Consider the following 18,858-nt stretch of genomic DNA (forward strand, 5'->3'; position numbering starts at 1 on the left):
GTGGTTGCAGAAAGATGGCTTAAAAGTGCTTCGGGAATAAATTCTAAAACTTGCTTAAGTGAAATTCTGTGATCTTTAAAAACTGACATAAATAATTGATTATCAGATGCAAAGATACAAAATCACAATCAATAAAACAATATAAATAATTAAAAATCAATCACTTATATCTACTTTTCAACGCATGAGAAACAAAAAATCGGAAGAAAAAAATCTTCCGACCATGACTAGGGTATTTCCCAACTTTTTTATTTTAATATGATCAATTAAAGATTTAAAAATACACATTTCACTATTAAATGTTGAAAATAAGATTTAAGCCAAATAAAATCGAATTTTAAAAACTTTAATTATATTTGCTGATATAATTAAAGTTTTTTGAAACATGCTTAAATCACTTTTCCACTGGAAAGTTTTAATTAATTTATTACTATCAATAGCACTTTTCGTGGGATTAATATGGCTTACATTCCGCTGGTTGGAATATTATACCAATCATGGCCAGGAAATTCCTGTTCCAAATATAATGAATATGACGGCACAAGATGCAGTAAAAGTTTTAGAGGATGCCGGTTTGAAATATAAAATTGATAGTTTTAATTATGATCCTAAGTATAAACCATATCAAGTTTTAAAAGTATATCCTTTACCGTATTCTCGTGTAAAACCAGAAGCATTGATACAGGTAATGGTGAATCCGAAGACTTGGGCTCCTGTTGCTGTACCAGATGTTATTAACAAATATTCAGTATTGGCTTTTCAGAGGCTGGAACAGGTAGGATTAAAAGTTGGTGATACCATTTATGAACCAAGCATCCAGAAAGATGCAATATTAAGGATTCTATTTAAAGGAAATCCTGTAAAACCAATGACTAAAGTTCCTAGATTTTCTGTTGTAGACGTTGTGATAGGTTCAGGACCGATGAGAAATATTTCTATTCCTAATGTTGTGGGACTTACCGTAAAAGAAGCAAGAGCAGTGATCGCCAGAAGTATGTTCGAAGTGGGTCTTGTAGAGCATGAAGACGGAAGCAAAGATGAATCTGATATTATTTATTATCAGGATCCTGCTGCCGGAGATGTGAGAGATCAGGGAATGCAGATGGATCTTTGGGCAAGTAAAAGAACTCCTGCGGAATTGAGAGCAAAAATTGAAGAACTGAATTCTGTATACCGAATGAAAGTAGATACAGGATTACCGCCAATACAATATCAGGAAGTTCCTGCTTATCATGAGCCGGCATATGAAGAACCTCAGGTTCCTGCTCCACCAAAAAGAGAAAGCCCGAAACCTTCTTCTTCGGAACCTCAGAAAACAGATGCTCAGAAATCTGCCGGAAAAACAACGGTTTCGGCCAGCGAAGGTACAAAACCGAAAACGACAACTTCCAATTTAGCTAACAGAAATACAGGCTCTAATAATAAGCCTGCCACTTCAAATCAAAAAACGGCAGAAAAACCGAAAGCTAAAAAAGTAGTAGTAGAATAATAATTAATTCTCATAAAAATACAGGCTTCAACTTTTATTACGTTGAAGCTTTTTGTATAAAAAGATAAAACAATGGCAGAAGACAACGAAGATTTTTTAGATGAAGAATTATTAGACCAAAACAGTATTGATAATATTGATATTGATGAGGAAAATAAGGGATTATACGAACATCTCAATATTACTGTGGATAAAAGCCAGGAGCCTTTGCGGATTGATAAGTTCCTTTTGATTTTTCGTCAGAATTCTTCAAGAAATAAAATTTCGCAGACGTGCAGAGCCGGAAATGTAGTCGTTAACGGAACTCCTGTTAAACAAAATTATCGTGTAAAACCGGGAGATCAGATTTCTGTATTGCTCGCTCATCCTCCGAGAGAAAATGTCATTATCCCTCAGAATATTCCCATCAATATTGTATACGAAGATGACGATTTGATTGTTGTCGATAAAGATCCGGGAATGGTGGTACATCCGGGATTTGGGAATTGGGACGGAACTTTGGTAAACGCACTGGCCTATCACTTTGAACAAAATGGGGAAAAATCTGATCTCGACAGGGTAGGATTAGTTCACAGAATTGATAAGGATACTTCCGGGCTTCTGGTGATCGCAAAAAATGAATATGCTTTAAGCTTTTTGGCCAAACAATTTTTCGACAGAAAAACAAAGAGATTGTACTGGGCTTTTGTCTGGGGCAATGTACAGGATGATGAAGGGACCATAAGAGGCCATATAGGACGTCATCCTAAAAACAGGATGCAGATGCACACTTATGAAGACGGCAGCCAGGGAAAGCACGCAGTAACCCATTACAAGGTTCTGGAAAGATTCAAATATATGACCTGGGTAGAATGTAAACTCGAAACAGGAAGAACGCATCAGATCAGGGCGCACTTCAAACACATCGGTCACACTTTGTTTAATGATGAACGGTATGAAGGACATACACCTCTCCGGGGAGTGAATCTTCCTAAGTACAAGCAGTTTATAAAAAATGTATTTGAAATTTTGCCTAGACATGCACTTCACGCCCATACCTTAGGATTTATACACCCCACCACAAAGAAAGAATTATATTTTGAAAGCCCAATGCCGAAAGATATGGCGGATGCTGTAAAAAAATGGAGAAATTATTTAGAAAACTAAAAATATATTGAGAATTTTTTTATATTTGTTGAATTGAAATCAAGATTTGTTATGAGAAAACTATATGCTATCGTATGTTTAGCTCTTTTGTCAAATGCATACAAAGCACAAGAAACATTACCATACTATCAACAATACCTTTTAGATGGTGATTTTCTGTTCAACCCGGCACAATACGGAAAGACCGACTATGTGCAGCTTAATCTTAACTATCAGCAGCAATTTTCGAAGTTCAGTGAGTCTCCAAACGTACAGTCAGTGGGGATCAATGCGAACATCTTTGATAGAGTAGGTGCGGGTTTATCAGTATTCAGAGACAGTAATGGTCCTATTTCCGCAGGAGGTATTACGGCTGGTGCTTCATATTTTATTCCTCTTAGCAGTGAAGGAGACAGAAAAGACCAGTTCTCTTTCGGTACAAGCATTAGCTTATACAACATGAATTTTGATTATTCAAAAATTAATACCCAAGATGCTTCAGACCCTTTATTGCAGGGAAGTGAAAGTAACATCTTCATGGCTTATGCCAACTTTGGAGCAGCGGCTACTTACAGAAATATCTTTGCTTCAGTTTCCGTGAACGATATTGCTCTTACCAATGATGAAGCAATTGTAAACGGACGTGAGCCTTCTCCAATCAAATTCTTCTTGAATTTAGGATGGGACTGGCATTTTGCAGATAATATGTATTTAACACCATCTGTATTGATTAACTTAAATACCAACTCTACAAGAACGATTGACGGTAACCTTATGGCTACATTCTTTAACGATATCAACTCATTCTCTTTCGGAGTAAACTACAGAACTGTTCAGAATAGATTCGACAGTCAGCAGTTACAGATTGCACCGGTTGTAAAAGTAAGATTCAACAAATTTATGGTGGGTGCTACTTACAACATCGGATTGTCTGATATTCAGGAATATGGAGGGAACAGCTTCATGTTAGGAGTAGGATATAACTTCGACAACTTCATTAACCACAGAGGTTATAGATATTAATTGATTTAATTTAAATAAATTTGAGCTCTGAATTTTTCAGGGCTTTTTTTATGATCTATATTCACATTCCTTTTTGCAAACAGAAATGCAGCTACTGCAACTTTCATTTTTCAACATTTTTAAATTTTAAAGATGAAATGCTGGCTGCCATGAAAAAGGAGATTTTTCTGCGAAAAGATGAATTGCAAAACAAAAATTTACAGTCCCTTTACTTTGGCGGTGGCACACCGTCCATCCTTTCATCAGATGAAATAAAATCTCTGATTGATGAGGTTTTGAAATATTTCACTTTTGATCATGATATTGAAATTACTTTAGAGGCCAATCCGGATGATCTGGACAAAACCTTCCTTAAAGGTTTAGCCGATTCTCCGATAAATCGTTTATCTATCGGAACTCAAAGTTTTTTTGAAGCAGATTTAAAATTAATGAATCGCGCTCATACTGCGTCAGAAGCTGAAGACTCCATCAAAAGGGCTCAGGATTTCGGATTTGAAAATCTCAGCATTGATCTCATTTACGGTTCGCCCACTTCCAATCTTGAAATCTGGAAGGAAAATTTAAATAAAACCATTGCACTTCAGGTTCCGCATATTTCTTCATATGCGTTGACAGTTGAACCAAAAACTGCCTTGGAAAACTGGATTTCAAAAGGAAAAATAAAAAGTCCAAAAGAAGAAGAGCAGAACAGAGAATTCTGTTATTTATCAGATTTACTGAAGGATAACGGATTTGAACATTATGAAGTTTCCAATTTTGCAAAACCCGGCTTTTATTCAAAGCACAATTCTTCATATTGGAAATACAAAGAATATCTGGGCATTGGGCCGTCTGCACATTCTTATAATGGATTTGATGTCAGAAGCTGGAATATTGCCAATAATCAGCAATATATCAAAAAGCTCAATTCAAATATACTGGCTAAAGAAGAAGAGATTCTTTCACTTAAAGATCAGTTTAATGAAATGATTATGATTGGTTTAAGGACAATTTGGGGAGTTGATTTAAATCGTTTAAAAGAAAAATTCAATGGTGAAATAATAGAACATTTCCAGAAAGAGATTCAGTCAAAAATTAATGGAGAAATATTAATTATTGAAAACAACCATCTGAAAATTCCGGAAAAGCATTGGTTTATGGCAGATGGAATTGCTTCTGATTTATTTATAATTTAAGTTGGAAGTTTAAAGCCGGAAGCTACAAGAATCGTTTGCGAAAAACTTGCGGCATCCAGCTTCGGGCATCCAACAATTTCACTATTTTTGTATAAAATTTCAGACTCATTTTGAAAACTAAAAAGCAAGATTACTCGCATCTTTCACCGAAACAGCCTATCGGGATTTTCGATAGTGGTGTAGGTGGATTAACGGTAGCTAAAGAAATTAAGCGGCTGCTTCCTCATGAAGACCTTATTTATTTCGGAGACACCAAACACCTTCCTTACGGTGAAAAATCGAGAGAAGCCATCATTGAATATTCTACGAAAATCACCAACTTTTTGCTGGAGCAAAACTGTAAAGCTATTGTTATTGCCTGCAATACGGCGACGGCGAATGCACTAAATGAAGTGATGCTTTCTGTGGCCGGAAAAGTTCCTGTGATTGACGTTATTAATCCTGTTGCAGAAAAAGTTTCTTATGAAATTCATAATAATGTTGGGGTTATTGCGACTAAAGCTACGGTAAATTCCGGCTTGTATAAAAAAAGCATCAGAAAACATAATAAATGGATCAAGGTTGATGAACTGGCGACGCCTTTATTGGTTCCGGCTATTGAAGAAGGCTTTAAAAATCATCCGATTACCCATGCAATTATTTATAATTACCTGAGCAACAGTAAGCTGAAGAATATTGAAACCCTGATTTTAGGCTGTACGCATTATCCTTTATTAATCGATGAAATCAAACAATATTATGGTAACCGTGTCCGGGTGATCGATTCTCCTAATATTGTGGCCAATCATTTGAAGATTATTTTAGATAAATACAATTTGCTCAATGATCAGAATCCTAATCCGAGCTACCATTTTTATCTATCGGATTTAACGAAAAATTTTGAAAAAATCTCCAAGAAATTCTTCGGAAGATCCATCGATTTAGAATTAAAAGTATTATAAAATAAAAGCTGTTCCTCGTTGAACAGCTTTTTGTATTAATATTTAAAGCAAAGATGCATTTGCAAAATGTAGCATTTAATCTTTTGCATTTAAATCAATTAAATTTCTAAAATTACCTCTTTTTTGTCCAGTCTCTTTTTCGGGGTGTGAATCGGCTGGTTAGTGTCTTCTTCCGATTTTGTACCAATGGTCACTGCAAAAAGTGTTTCGTATTTTCCATTGTTAATTATGGCGTCATATTTATCGTTTTCGATACCTTCCATGGGCGTAGAATCAAGTCCCATTTCTGCACAGGCTGAAAGCAAAACACCTAATGAAAGGTACACCTGGTGGGCCATCCATGATTTCACAGCAGCTTCTCCTTTCGGCTTCACAAAAGTTCTGTAATAATTGATAGATCCTTCCGGCAGATGCCCTTCGATCTGCTTTTCAAAATCCTCTGGATTACGAAGTACCTGAAATACAACCAATAAATTACTGTTAACCACTTTATCCTTATTCCAGTAAGAAGCTTCGGCCAGTTGCTGTTTGTATTCAGAAGAATCATTAACGAAAACGAAATTCCAGGGCTGGCTGTTGATCGACGATGGACTAAGATGTAAAATATCTTTCAACTGCTGAACAGTTTCTTCATTGATCGTTCCATTTGAGTTATACTTTTTTACGGTATATCTTGATTTCATTTTTTCTAAAAAGCTCATAATTTTATACTATATTTTTTATAGTTGCAAAACTATTGTAAGTTTTATACATTTGCAATAACGGTAAAAAATGATAGTATAAAATGTACACCATAGACGATAAGATGTATCCCTGCTGTACCAGTGTGACGATGAAATTTATAGGAGGAAAATGGAAGGCGGTCATACTCGTTCACCTTACTAGCGGCCCAAAACGATATAATGAAATCAGGAAACTTATTCCTACCATCACAGAAAGAACTTTAAGCCTGCAGTTAAAGCAGCTGGAAGAAGACGGTGTGATTGAGAGAAAAGTCTATACCCAAAAGCCGCCACTCATGGTAGAATATGCCTTAACGGATTTCGGAAACACCCTTTTTCCGGTGATTCAGGCGATTAGAAAATGGGGAATTGAAGCTGTGGAAAACTCAAAAAAAATAATCAGGAAAACTTCCTGATTATTGTGCTGTATCTATAGCTGTTGTCTCTTCATCTTTATTCGGCTCAAAAAAACTGAAGCTCACATTTCCGTATTTTCTGGTATCTATTAAATTCGGATGATTCAGTTTCATTCTGCTTTGATGTTCAACGACTAAAATTCCGTTTTCCTTTAAATATTTATTGTTTAAGACCAGGGAAATGATTTCCTGGTACTTTTTCTCTTCCATTTCAAATGGAGCATCAGAAAAAACAATTTCAAAAGATTTTTTGTTTCTGAATTTTTTAAGCCAGTCGAAAACATCACCACGCTGCACATTCACCTGCAAAGCCATATCCAAATCAGCAGCGGTAGAATTAATGAAAGCCGTGTGTTTCGGGTTCATTTCTACAGAAGTTATATCCTGACATCCTCTGGAAGCAAATTCCAGCGTGATGGAGCCAATGCCTGCAAAAAGATCAAGCACGGAAACCGACTGCATATCATATGTATTTTCCAAAATACTGAAAAGCGCTTCCTTAGCAAAATCTGTTGTTGGTCTTACATCAAAATTCTTTGGAGCAGCTATTTTTTTGGCTTTCCATTTGCCTGAAATGATTCTGTACATAATTGTTAAGTTTTAGATTGTAGATAAAGCATGCGGATGACTTAAACCTGGTCACTGCTTCCTGTAACCTAATTTAGTATAAAATTTTTATTCGGAATATTATCGAATATGATTTTTAAATTTTTCACAAATTTCTGAAGTTCGGAAATAAAGGTCTCATTTTCAGTAGTTTCTCCGTAAGCAAAGAAATTCGTTTCATTAATCCCAAAACCGATCTTGCTTAAGGTAAACATGATGAAATAAAGAAAATCAACCTCAGAATTAACATCCAGATTATTATATAAAATAATTTTCTTGTTGTCTATGGCAAAAAATTCACATTGATTGTGATAAAGATTAATGTGAATTTCCTTATTATTTTTATTATGGATGGAATTCAGAAATTTCTCGCCCGAAAAATTAAAATTCACAGGTAAAGCCAAATCTTTGATTTTTCTGTAAAAATCCTTCGGGAATGTGTAATAAAACTGAACTTTGAACTTCTCATTGATCGACAGCATCAGCTCTTCTTTTTCCTTATCAACAGGGGCGTTGAATGCGATCAGATCAAATCCTGTTTCATGCTGCGAAAATCCTTCCGGCATCAGCGTAAAATGATTCAGTGCCGAAATAACATGAATTTCATCAAACCTTTGTTTGATCAGTACTTCGTCCAGTTTATCTGAAATAAGATTTTCCGGAGATTCTTCATTTACGAAATACGATTTTTCTTCCACAATGCTTTTATTCCGGGCAATCTGGTAAGTCAATCCGTCTTTGGTGAAAAGTAAATTAAGTATATTCATATTTCAATTCCTGCAAATTTAGTGAAATTCTACCATTACAGCACCCGATTGATGATGAAGTATTTCCTTGTTGTAAAAATCGAGCCCAGTCTGGCTTTCCAGGACATCCCAAACCATTCTCTGAAGAGTGCCGTCACCGATTCCGTGTACGATCTCTAATCTTTTAAGATGGTTTTTCCTGCAGAAATTCAACGTTTCGAGTAATCTTTCCTTCTGAATGAAAAGTCTTTCAAAACTGTCATAATCATTAGGGTTTTTAACAAGATTATGAAAATGAAGGTCAAGAACCAAAGCATTTTTCTGATGTTTTTTAGAAATGTTTTTTTTAGGCTCTGCTTTTTTTACAACTTTAATATTTTCGTACAGATCTGAATTTTTCGGAACCAGTTTTTCTTTCGGATACTGATGCGTAAAACCATATTCATCTTTAAAAACAACAATATTTCCGTTGACCGAAGTGACAACCCCGCTCAAATCTTCATCTACCACCGAAACTTTATCTCCTATTTTCATAACTGTTTTTGTAAACCACAAAAAGCACAAATAATTTCACAAATTTCCACAAATTAAATTAGTGATATTCGTGAAACATTAGTGAGATCCGTGTTTAAAATTTAGGTCCCAATTCAATCACTTCCAGATCCTTGATTTCCGCTCCGTCGATTACAAAACGCATCATCGTCCTCATTTTGTGCCATCCCTGCTTTCCACATGCTCCCGGATTGAGATGAAGCAGGTTGTTTTTCTTATCAAACATCACTTTCAAAATATGCGAATGGCCTGAAATAAATAGCTTTGGAGCTTTTCCCGCAATTTCCTGTTTTGCCAGTGGCGTATATTTTCCCGGATAACCGCCGATGTGGATCATCAGAACTTCCACACCTTCGCAAAAGAAACGATTCACTTCAGGGAATTCCGAACGGATTTTTGCATTGTCGATATTTCCGTAAACGCCTTTTAGCGGTTTGATTTTTTCCAGCTGCTCAATCACTTCCATGCTCCCGAAATCACCACCATGCCATATTTCATCTGCCTGCCCGGCATATTCTAAAATACGGTCATCAATGTATGAATGGGAATCGGAAAGGAGCAGGATTTTGGTCATTGACTGGTTTTATCCTGCAAAGTTATGAAGTTTTACTTTTTATATCAGCATCATCTAATATTTAATTAAATTTGAAAAAATTAAAAAATGAAGCAGAAACTTTCTTTTTTCTTTCTTTTACTTGCTGTCGGTATTGCGAACGCACAGGTGGAAGAGAAAAAACTTGATGAACTTGTACAAAATACCCTGAAAACATTCGATGTGCCGGGAATGTCGGTGGGAATTATCAAAGATGGCAAAGTAATTTATTCAAAAGGATTTGGCGTACGCTCTCTGACGACCAAACAACCGATGGATGAAAATACACTTGTTGGAATCGCCTCCAATTCAAAAGGTTTTACGTGTACGGCTTTGGCTATTTTAGCCGATGAGGGAAAGCTGGATTGGGACGATAAAGTTTCCAAATATATTCCTGAATTTCAGATGTATGATCCGTATGTTTCTCAAAATGTTACCATTAAAGATTTGGTGACGCACAGGGCCGGATTAGGACTGGGACAAGGAGATTTGATGTTCTTTCCGGAAGGTGGAAATCTAACGGTAAATGACATTGTTCACAACGTAAGGTACCTAAAGCCTGAAAATCCTTTCAGAACGACATTAGATTACAATAATATTATGTTCATCGTTGCCGGTGAAGTCATTCACAGAGTTTCAGGATTAAGCTGGGCAGAATTTATCGAACAGCGGATTATGAAACCTGTAGGAATGACTTCAAGTTTCGGAAGCTACAACAGGGCAAAAGCTGTTGCCAATAAAATCGATGCGCATGCGCCGGTTGACGGAAAAGCCATCGCAGTTCCCCACGACTGGAACGAAACAGGCAATGCTGCGGGAGGAATCTTGAGCAATATTAAAGACATGACAACATGGGCAGAATTCCTGTTGAATAATTTCACCACGAAAGACGGTAAAAAATTAGTTTCAGATAAAAATGTTCATCAGCTTTGGAGCTTACAGATTCCAGATGCAGTGGCGGCGAAAAATCCTTATGACACCAGTTTCTACGGATATGGAATGGGCTGGTTTTTAAGTGATGTGAAAGGTCATAAACAAATTCAGCACACCGGCGGATTGATCGGAACGGTTACACAGTTTACGCTGATCCCCGATATGAAACTGGGCATTGTGGTTTTAACGAACCAGCAATCCGGAGCGGCTTTCAGTACGGTTACCAATACCGTAAAAGATTCTTACCTCGGAATCGCAGACCGCAACTGGCTGAAAACCTATGACGACCGAATGAAGAAAATGGAAGCGGAGTTCGACAAGCAGAAAAAAGAAGCCTTTGCCAAATTAGAAACCTTCAGGAAAGACAAAAATCTTCAGCCAAAAGCAGAACAATTCGTCGGAACCTATGGCGACAAATGGTTTGGCGATGTAGAAATCTCACAGCAGGGAAATGCTTACAGGATTTTCTGTAAAAATTCTCCAAGATTGAAAGGTGAATTACTGCCTTTTTCCAATAATTCTTTTATTATCAAATGGGATGACAGAAGCTACGATGCCGATGCTTACATTATTTTCGACTATGACGAGACAGGAAAAGCGCAGTCTGCCAGATTGAAACCGATTTCCGATGTTACGGATTTCAGCTTTGATTTTGATGATCTGGATTTGAGACGGAAATAATTTATAAAAAATCATTCAGGGAATGCTTATCAATAGGGACGGGCTTAGCCCGTCTTTTGGTTTTTGAATGGAGAAAAAGGCTTTAGCCGAAAATTATGGGTTAAGTTTGTTTGAACTTTTTATGTAACCACAAAAGTGACAAAAGCTTTTAACACATAAGTCATATTAGATTAAAGGATAAAGCGTTGCGCATATTTTAGAACACAAAAGTTCTAAAAAATCTTTGATTTTTTACATGGTAAGATGAAAAGATCCGGTGGCTGAGGCTCTCGAAGCCATTGGATCGTTTCATCTTATTTTTCCCGGATCATAGAAGAACAGCAGTCTCTTTTTGGCTCCGTCAAATTCAGACCACGAATTGCAGTCGATCTCAAAACCCGCCACGCCGCAGGTCGGGAAGTGGAAGATGTCTTCAGAAATAGAATTGGCAAAATTGGAAATTCCGTTATTGTGGGAGAAAAATGCTACGGAATTTACATTGTCATCTAAATCATAGATCACAGACTCAAAATTGCTTTCCGAAGGATTATAAAGTTTCTCATTCGTGACCATATTGATGTCATAAGACTGATTGAAGATTTTGCATGTATTCAATGCACGTACAGCCGGGCTCGACACAAAATAGTCGATTGCCACATTGTTATTTTTCATAAACCTGGACATCTGCATGGCTTCTTCTAACCCCTTGTCTGCCAAAGGTCTGTCGAAGTCCTCTGTTTCTTCGGGCCAGTCACTTTTCGCATGTCTTACGAGAATGAGTTTCTTCATATTTTCGTTTTTAGAAAATTAAAATTATAAAAAAAATAGCGGAATAAAAACATGATTTATAAAAAAAATGTGTTTGGAATAAAATCATTAAAATTTACTAAATTTGCAAACCTATGGGACAAATCCTTGCAATAGACTACGGAAAGGCTCGGTGCGGCATCGCTGTAACCGACGATATGCAGATCATTGCAAGCGGTCTGGACACCGTGTCTACGCAGATTTTAACTGAATTTTTAAAGAAATATTTCAGCGAAAACAAAGTAGATGAAGTGGTAATAGGCCTTCCTGTAGATCTGAAAGGAAATATTTCCGAAGTGGAAACCGACATTTTGAAATTTATAGATATTTTTAAAAACGAATTTCCAACGGTTAAAGTCAACCGCTTCGATGAGAGATTTACATCCAAGATGGCTTCTTTTTTTATTTCCCAAAGCGGAAAAAGTAAAAAGCAGCGGCAGGAGAAAGGATTAATAGATAAAGTAAGTGCAACCATCATATTGCAGAATTTTTTAGAACAAAGAACAAGATGATTTTACCGATAAGAGCTTTTGGGGACCCGGTTTTAAGAAAAGTGGCAAAGGACATAGACCAGGATTATCCCGACCTGCAGGAACTGATAGAAAACATGTTCGAGACCATGTACAGTGCCAACGGAATTGGCCTGGCGGCCCCGCAGATCGGACTGGATATCCGTCTGTTTGTGATCGATGTGAGCCCGCTGGCGGAAGATGAAGATTATGAAGACATCAAGGATGAGCTGGCAGAATTTAAGAAAGTGTTCATCAATGCGCAAATTCTTGAAGAATCCGGTGAAGAGTGGAAATTCAATGAAGGATGCCTTTCGATTCCGGATGTACGGGAAGACGTGAAGCGGAAAGAAACCATCGTCATTGAATACTATGACGAAAATTTCGTAAAACATACCGAAACTTTTTCCGATATTAGAGCCCGCGTAATCCAGCATGAGTATGACCACATCGAAGGAATTCTGTTCACCGACCATTTGAGCGCCCTGAAAAAGAAGCTCGTGAAAGGAAAGCTGACCAAAATTACCCAGGGTGACGTAAGCATCAGTTATAAAATGAGATTCCCCAAATAAGTAAATAATAAAAAGAAGAAATATAACGCAAAAGCCCACGCACGGAGCTTGCCGAGGTGCCGGAAGCGATTGCAGAATTGATAAAAAATAAAATTATGCTGTTAGAAAAAATAATTTCAATCTCTGGAAAACCAGGACTTTACAAATTAGTTTCTCAATTAAGAAACGGTTTTATCATTGAAGATGTTACGACCAAGAAGAAAGTGAGCATCGGGAATTCCAGCCAGGTAAGCTTGCTGGATAACATCGCCATGTTTACCTTTGATAAGGAAGTTCCTTTGTTCGAAGTGTTTGAAAATATTGCGAAAAACTACGATTACAAAGAAGCCATCCACCACAAAGCTACTGAAGCTGAGCTGAAAGAATTCATGACCGCTTCTCTTCCGAACTACGATACCGAAAGAGTGTACGCTTCCGATATCAAAAAACTGGCACAATGGTACAACATCCTTCACAAAGCTGGATACATCACGCCGGAAAGCTTTGTAAAAGCAGAGCCTGAAACACTGGATGGCGAACCGGCGACTGAAGAAGTAAACGTAGAAAAAGAAGCGCCTAAGAAAGCAGCCCCAAAAGCTGAAAAGCAGGCCGCTCCAAAAGTAAAAGCCACTTCCGCAGCCAAAGCCGCTCCGAAAAGCACGCACAGAAAACAGGGATAAATCCTTGATTTTAATTTAAGATATGGACCTCATCAGATTTGGTGGGGTTTTTTGTTGTTTTTAATAGTAAAGAATATTCTATTATAAATTCAGTATAAATACGGATTGCCGTAAACACAAAATATTTCTTATTATTACATTTATGAATTGATCGATCCATAGAGGAAAATTATTTCCTTATCGAACTATGATATTAGAAAGTCTTTTAATTTATATTTTTAAGAACAAGAATTTTGACACAACACATATTTACACTAAAGCCGATAAAATAACTATAGAAAATTTATTATATGACAAGATCTACAGACAATAAGTATGGTATAATCGCTATCATCGAACGTGCAAAACAATATAATTCTGAAATAGGATACTATGAAGAACATTTTATAAACGAAAATTTTAATTATACTGTTAAGGTATCTAATGGGAGAATTTATGTGCCAATAAGTATGGCTCAAAATCAAGAAGCTCTGCCGTCAAGCATTAACGAGAATCGTATAAAAATTGTCGCCGCTAATTTTAAAAATGATAATCCAGAACCAAATACCAATAATACAACTGTATAATATAATAAATGGAATTGATTAATAAAATTCAAGGTGCTGTATTCTTTGTCGATATTCTAGGATTTGGTGCTTTGACACAAAAAAAAATAAATCTCAAAGACGAAGATTTTGCGGTATGGTTAGACCAATACTCATTGCCTTATGAAAATCAAAACCTAGCAGCCAGTGTCCTGGCAAAGTTTAGAGAAATTTTATTAAAAATTAATAAAAAATTTGGAGATACTACCATTTCACAATTATCTGATTGTGCTTTCATATGGTCTAAAAACGTTAAAGAAGTAGTTATTTCGGCAAATAATATAATGTCTGAGTGTATTTCAAATGGTATATTATGTCGGGGAGGATTATCCTACGGAGAAATAATTGAAACTAGTCAAAATCACACGTTAGGGCGATTTATACTAGGAGATGCGGTAACAAATGCCGTAAAGTTAGAAGGAATTGCAAAAGGTTGTAGAATAATGATTAATCAGGAGTTTCCACACGATTTAAATTCTTGTGATAAAGAATTTAGCAATAATATTTCCACTTTATTTCAACCATTCATAAATCCACTTGACTTTGAAACTTACGATGAATTTAAATGGTATTTTGCACCATTCATGGAAAAAGATTTTTCGATTCAATATATTAACCATTCTCAGAAAGCAAAGCATACAAATAGCAGACTAAAACTTGCTAATATAATTAGACTTAGCCCAAAATTTTCGTGGAATGCCACCAATGCTCAAGGGGTCGTTCATTTAAAAAGTTCTCTAAATTTTCTTTCGGAGACTAAGGATGAAATTTTTAGAGTGTCACATAATTTCAATTTTAAAGAAGTTCATAAAAATAGATCAGAATCAGCATTAAATATGGCTAATAAATTGATTGATGAAGAAATAAAATAAAAACTGAATCCCAAAAAACGATTAAGATTTCAAAAAATTATTATAAAGTAGTATATGTTAGCCAATTTTATTTACAAATTAGTTCCTGAAAATTTAACAAAAGAGTACAATAATTCAACATTTGTAAATTAAAATAAAATTAATAGCGATGAAAAATAATAAAAAAAGTAATTGGGCAATGTGGATAATTGGAGGTGTTTCAATTATTTTTATGGTTGTTACTTTATGGTTTAATTACAACCATGCAACAGGCCTTGGAGAGGAGGGTCAAGGAACCTTTGGTGACATGTTTGGAGCGTCTAATGCTTTGTTTACGGGATTATCTTTTACTGGTGTTATTATTGCTATTCTCTTACAGCGTCAGGAATTAAAACTTCAACGTGAAGAACTTGAATTAACCAGAGGTGAAATGGCAGACACTAGGAAAGAATTTGTTACTCAAAATGAAAATTTAAGAATTCAAAGATTTGAGAACACATTTTTTGAAATGATTTCTTTATTTAACACAATTGTAAATAATACATCTATTCAAATTGACAATGACACTTATCACGGACGAAAAGCATTTAATAAAATCTCTGAGGTAATTGCTTTAGATGCTCAAAATAATGCTGTAAGTAAAGAAGGTCTTCGTAAAAATTACAAAAAAATAATGGAAGATTATACTGTAGACGAAGTTCTTTCATTTTATATTTCTTCTTATAAATTATATAAAGAATTTCTGGCTCACTATTTTAGAACGTTTTATCATATAATAAAACTTATTCATAATACAAATGGTATAGAAAAAAGGACATACATTGCTTATGCTAGAGCACAACTTTCAAGTCATGATATGATATTGTTCTTATATAATGGGTTACATGAAAATGGAAAAGAAAAATTTAAACCATTAATTGAAACATACACTCTATTTGATAATTTAGATGATGAATTGTTAATTAATATAGAGGCCAAAAATGCTTACGCTGAAACAGCTTTTATACATCCAAAAGAAAATTAAGTTATAATAAAGTAGAATCTCAATCTCAAAAAAACGATAATAACCTATGAGCCAAAAACGAATTTTAATAATTTTTCTAATTATTTCTATAATAATTGTATTATGTAATAATGTTTTTTTTAACGATATTTCTGAGTTAATGCCTAAAAGTAATGAAATCGGAAACATTCTTTCGAACCTTAGTTTGGCGTACATTGCGAGTTATATCTTTTACTTGGTTGTTGTAAAATATCAGGAAAACAAAGACAAAAGAAATATTTTTTCAACAGTATATAATTTGAGTTGCCAGCTAATAGGAAGAGGGAATAGTGTAGTAACAACGTTAGCTTCTGCAAATAATTGTTTAACAGAAGATTTAACAAAGAAAATCACAAAAGAAGAGTACATAAAACTTTGTAAAAATACAAATCCAAAAACAATTCACCCAACTATTGTGTTAGGCACAGTTACTAGTCCAATATCTGCAACATATTCTCAATTAATTTACAATAATTCATATATTAATGCGAAGGCATTGATAGAAAATATTTTTGTTTATATGCCCTTTCTCGAAAGTGATTTTATAAAATTATTGAATAAATTAAATGAATCTAATTTTTATTTAATGGCTGATGTTTTAGCTAACCCAATAATCTTTAAAAATACGGACTTTGAAAATATGGCAGATGCTATGTATGAGTTTCATCTTATTTTAAGAGAAATAGAAATCTACATTGAAAAACATTATAAAAAGTACATTAAGTAATCTTATCTCAAAAAACGATAGAAATTCTATAACTGAAACGATAAGTTTAATATTTGCATTAAACATCATTTATTAATCCTAATCACGTCAAGAGTTTCTCACTCAATCCCCTCAATCCCCACCACCTCACTTCCCATCACCTTCGTTCCGCTCTCATTATAAACTTGCTTCACGGTGACTTTAATTCGGTCATATTGCGGAGTAGGAAAGTCCATCAGTTCGGAAATATTTTTGTAGCCGAAAGCTTTTGCTAATAATGAAATATGGCGGGTGGAATATTTATGATTTTCTTTTATATTTTCAACATTACCAACAAAACTTCTCGCTAAGCCCATTTCTAAGCTTAATTTTTCTTGAGATAATCCTTTTTCAATTCTTAACTTTTTGATATGATTGATGAGGTCATAATCAAATTGAGTTGTTTCAAAAACAAAAGTTTTGATCATATTTTTAAAAAATATTACACCTATATATTGGTGTATTGAAATTTATTATTATATTTGTATTAGCGAATTAACAATCAGCCTGGAAGACCAATTAAAAAGACGCATTTCGAGTCAACAACGCCGGCAACAATGTGTTCTTTACGCAGGTTTCAGGTGAAAATTTCATACTACACAAATGATGAGAAAGAAAATTTTAATCCCGTCGCTTACAGGTCCGCCGTAATAATTGCGGCCTTGCAACTTAGCCCATGACAGCGCTATACAAAACTGCCCGCAAGTGCAGGAAGGCGGGTATAGCCTCACCCAAAAACCGCTACCCTCCGAAATTCCTTTATGCCTAAAGGAAAGCCGAAGTACGCTTAAACTCACCCTTAAAAGTACTGGCTTTCTGTCAATTTTCCAAATTATTTTCATCCCGAAAGGAATTTAAAAAAAGTAAACGGTCTGCATACAGCAGCGTAGTGATTGTTGTGAACATCCGGTAATGGTCTGCCAAAGGCAGGCCGGCTCCGGTATGCTTAAGGATTGAAAATTTTTTGTATAACCTTAATAGACAAAGTGGCCTGTATGTCTTAAAAGCATTTCAAAAAGTTAACATTTCACTGTTTTGCGTTGCGATAAATAAGTTAATTTGATAAATCGCATCTAATCAGCGTAATCAGTGGGATGTTAATTAAATAACTGATTGCTATTGAATATCTAACGCTACGATCGCAAAGCAATGTTTTATTATTTGTTAGTTTACCGTCGCCGAGACTGAACTACATTCGTAAACCTTCAGTGTATGTTCAGCGAATAATAGCAATGCTTATTCAATTGTTGATCTCTTGAAGCGCATGTATCGTTTGCTTAGTGAAACGCCTTTGTGAACTTAAAAACAGTGGCTATAAAAAAATCTTAGCGACTCATTGTGTTAAAAGTATTATGCTCCATAACGGATAATTAAAAATGATGAAAAATAAAAAAACCGATTTCGAAACCCGGTTCTGGTCCGGCACCCGTAAGCATTCAGCGATAGGCTTGCTGGAGGCGTTCTTCCAATTCAATGATCTGGGCGAAGTGAAAGAAACGCTCAGCATGATGTTGCAGTGTTCAGTACAGCCGAAAGTCCGGATCAGAAAAGAGCCTGCGGAAATTTTCCACCTGTACCAGTCATTGCGGTCATTGGTCCGGGCCGGTCGCCTGATCGGGGGAAAAGCTAAGAAAGAAATGTTCAGCGCTTCAGAAAACATTCCTCTTATAATCCCGAATTCCCTTTCAAAGGAAGAATACCAGAATCCGGTGCGGGTCTTCCGGAATGCTTTCAAGGTCTGCAGCCTGAAAGAATACGATGAGTTTCTGTCGACGATGGTTTATTTCTCGCTGGGAAATTCCAGATGTGATCAGGAAAATAGGATCGTTATTCCGTATATCCAGCTCGTGAAAATGCTTGATGCCGCTTGGCTGATCGTGGAAAGGAATTCAAAATAAACTGTAGATTTTTAACCACAAAAGTGGCAAAAGCTTTAAACACATGAGTCATATTAGGTTAAAGGATAAAGCTTTGCGTGTATTTTAGAACACATAAGTTTTTAAAAATCTTTGATTTGTCTTGTATAAATGTAATTGACCGGTCCGGTGGCTGAGCGGAGCCGAAGCCACATTATTATCTGTGAAAATTCGCAGTTTGAATTTAACCACA

At 35.6% G+C, this 18,858-nt stretch carries 22 protein-coding genes; 15 read left to right on the forward strand and 7 right to left on the reverse strand.

What is annotated here, in order from left to right; all coding sequences use genetic code 11:
• Positions 1-385: 385 nt before the first annotated feature.
• The 5 genes from BMW64_RS11615 to murI all read left to right on the forward strand — a co-directional run bounded on the left by BMW64_RS11615 (position 386) and on the right by murI (position 5,753).
• Entirely contained in the window at positions 386-1,489 is a 1,104-nt protein-coding gene (locus BMW64_RS11615; RefSeq protein ID WP_090000139.1) for a PASTA domain-containing protein, read from the forward strand.
• Between the two features lie 72 nt (positions 1,490-1,561).
• Positions 1,562-2,635: an RluA family pseudouridine synthase gene (locus tag BMW64_RS11620; RefSeq protein WP_090000140.1), complete on the forward strand. Its 1,074-nt coding sequence runs from the start codon at positions 1,562-1,564 to the stop codon at positions 2,633-2,635.
• Between the two features lie 51 nt (positions 2,636-2,686).
• A complete protein-coding gene (locus BMW64_RS11625; protein ID WP_090000141.1) occupies positions 2,687-3,637 on the forward strand; it encodes a PorP/SprF family type IX secretion system membrane protein in 951 nt (316 codons plus the stop codon).
• A 65-nt stretch (positions 3,638-3,702) separates the two neighbouring features.
• Complete coding sequence (hemW, locus tag BMW64_RS11630; protein ID WP_228400920.1) at positions 3,703-4,812, forward strand: radical SAM family heme chaperone HemW; 1,110 nt, start codon at positions 3,703-3,705, stop codon at positions 4,810-4,812.
• 110 nt (positions 4,813-4,922) lie between these two features.
• A complete protein-coding gene (murI, locus tag BMW64_RS11635; protein ID WP_090000143.1) occupies positions 4,923-5,753 on the forward strand; it encodes a glutamate racemase in 831 nt (276 codons plus the stop codon).
• Between the two features lie 98 nt (positions 5,754-5,851).
• Here murI and BMW64_RS11640 read toward each other — a convergent pair whose 3' ends face one another.
• On the reverse strand, positions 5,852-6,454 hold the full coding sequence (locus tag BMW64_RS11640) for a nitroreductase family protein (protein ID WP_090000144.1): 603 nt from the start codon (positions 6,452-6,454) through the stop codon (positions 5,852-5,854).
• A gap of 83 nt (positions 6,455-6,537) precedes the next feature.
• Between BMW64_RS11640 and BMW64_RS11645 the strand changes: the two genes are divergently transcribed.
• Positions 6,538-6,891, forward strand: coding sequence for a winged helix-turn-helix transcriptional regulator (locus tag BMW64_RS11645; protein WP_090000145.1), 354 nt, complete (start codon positions 6,538-6,540; stop codon positions 6,889-6,891).
• Here the strand turns inward: BMW64_RS11645 and BMW64_RS11650 are convergent, their stop codons facing one another.
• The 4 genes from BMW64_RS11650 to BMW64_RS11665 form a co-directional block, all read right to left on the reverse strand.
• A complete protein-coding gene (locus BMW64_RS11650; protein ID WP_090000146.1) occupies positions 6,892-7,479 on the reverse strand; it encodes an RsmD family RNA methyltransferase in 588 nt (195 codons plus the stop codon).
• Between the two features lie 68 nt (positions 7,480-7,547).
• On the reverse strand, positions 7,548-8,264 hold the full coding sequence (locus BMW64_RS11655) for a DUF3822 family protein (RefSeq protein WP_090000147.1): 717 nt from the start codon (positions 8,262-8,264) through the stop codon (positions 7,548-7,550).
• 18 nt (positions 8,265-8,282) lie between these two features.
• Entirely contained in the window at positions 8,283-8,777 is a 495-nt protein-coding gene (locus BMW64_RS11660; RefSeq protein ID WP_090000148.1) for a Smr/MutS family protein, read from the reverse strand.
• 94 nt (positions 8,778-8,871) lie between these two features.
• Complete coding sequence (locus BMW64_RS11665) at positions 8,872-9,369, reverse strand: metallophosphoesterase family protein (protein WP_090000149.1); 498 nt, start codon at positions 9,367-9,369, stop codon at positions 8,872-8,874.
• 87 nt (positions 9,370-9,456) lie between these two features.
• Here BMW64_RS11665 and BMW64_RS11670 point away from each other — a divergent pair, with 87 nt between their 5' ends.
• On the forward strand, positions 9,457-11,001 hold the full coding sequence (locus BMW64_RS11670; RefSeq protein ID WP_090000150.1) for a serine hydrolase: 1,545 nt from the start codon (positions 9,457-9,459) through the stop codon (positions 10,999-11,001).
• 288 nt (positions 11,002-11,289) lie between these two features.
• On the opposite strand, the gene BMW64_RS11675 is transcribed toward BMW64_RS11670, so the two are convergent.
• Positions 11,290-11,769, reverse strand: a complete 480-nt coding sequence (locus BMW64_RS11675; protein WP_090000151.1) for a SixA phosphatase family protein — start codon at positions 11,767-11,769, stop codon at positions 11,290-11,292.
• A 113-nt stretch (positions 11,770-11,882) separates the two neighbouring features.
• Here BMW64_RS11675 and ruvX point away from each other — a divergent pair, with 113 nt between their 5' ends.
• From ruvX to BMW64_RS11710, 7 genes are all read left to right on the forward strand, one after another.
• Positions 11,883-12,299 (forward strand): Holliday junction resolvase RuvX, encoded by a 417-nt coding sequence (gene ruvX / locus BMW64_RS11680; RefSeq protein ID WP_090000152.1) that lies wholly within the window; start codon positions 11,883-11,885, stop codon positions 12,297-12,299.
• Positions 12,296-12,868 carry a peptide deformylase gene (def, locus tag BMW64_RS11685; protein WP_090000153.1) on the forward strand — a complete coding sequence of 191 codons (573 nt, stop codon included), beginning with the start codon at positions 12,296-12,298 and terminating at the stop codon, positions 12,866-12,868. The genes ruvX and def overlap by 4 nt, the downstream gene beginning before the upstream one ends.
• Before the next feature lie 95 nt (positions 12,869-12,963).
• On the forward strand, positions 12,964-13,527 hold the full coding sequence (locus tag BMW64_RS11690; RefSeq protein ID WP_090000434.1) for a DUF5606 family protein: 564 nt from the start codon (positions 12,964-12,966) through the stop codon (positions 13,525-13,527).
• A 290-nt stretch (positions 13,528-13,817) separates the two neighbouring features.
• Positions 13,818-14,093, forward strand: coding sequence for a hypothetical protein (locus BMW64_RS11695; RefSeq protein WP_090000154.1), 276 nt, complete (start codon positions 13,818-13,820; stop codon positions 14,091-14,093).
• A gap of 8 nt (positions 14,094-14,101) precedes the next feature.
• Positions 14,102-14,983 carry a hypothetical protein gene (locus BMW64_RS11700; protein ID WP_090000155.1) on the forward strand — a complete coding sequence of 294 codons (882 nt, stop codon included), beginning with the start codon at positions 14,102-14,104 and terminating at the stop codon, positions 14,981-14,983.
• Positions 14,984-15,131: 148 nt separating this feature from the next.
• Positions 15,132-15,986, forward strand: a complete 855-nt coding sequence (locus tag BMW64_RS11705; RefSeq protein WP_090000156.1) for a putative phage abortive infection protein — start codon at positions 15,132-15,134, stop codon at positions 15,984-15,986.
• A 46-nt stretch (positions 15,987-16,032) separates the two neighbouring features.
• Positions 16,033-16,731: a hypothetical protein gene (locus tag BMW64_RS11710; protein WP_143052688.1), complete on the forward strand. Its 699-nt coding sequence runs from the start codon at positions 16,033-16,035 to the stop codon at positions 16,729-16,731.
• Between the two features lie 98 nt (positions 16,732-16,829).
• On the opposite strand, the gene BMW64_RS11715 is transcribed toward BMW64_RS11710, so the two are convergent.
• Complete coding sequence (locus tag BMW64_RS11715; RefSeq protein WP_090000158.1) at positions 16,830-17,177, reverse strand: helix-turn-helix domain-containing protein; 348 nt, start codon at positions 17,175-17,177, stop codon at positions 16,830-16,832.
• A gap of 1,020 nt (positions 17,178-18,197) precedes the next feature.
• On the opposite strand from BMW64_RS11715, the gene BMW64_RS11720 reads away from it, so the two are divergent.
• Positions 18,198-18,647, forward strand: coding sequence for a hypothetical protein (locus BMW64_RS11720; RefSeq protein WP_143052689.1), 450 nt, complete (start codon positions 18,198-18,200; stop codon positions 18,645-18,647).
• Positions 18,648-18,858: the final 211 nt, after the last annotated feature.

Origin of the sequence: Chryseobacterium taichungense, from assembly GCF_900109935.1 — a bacterium.
Taxonomy (GTDB): Bacteria; Bacteroidota; Bacteroidia; order Flavobacteriales; family Weeksellaceae; genus Chryseobacterium; species Chryseobacterium taichungense.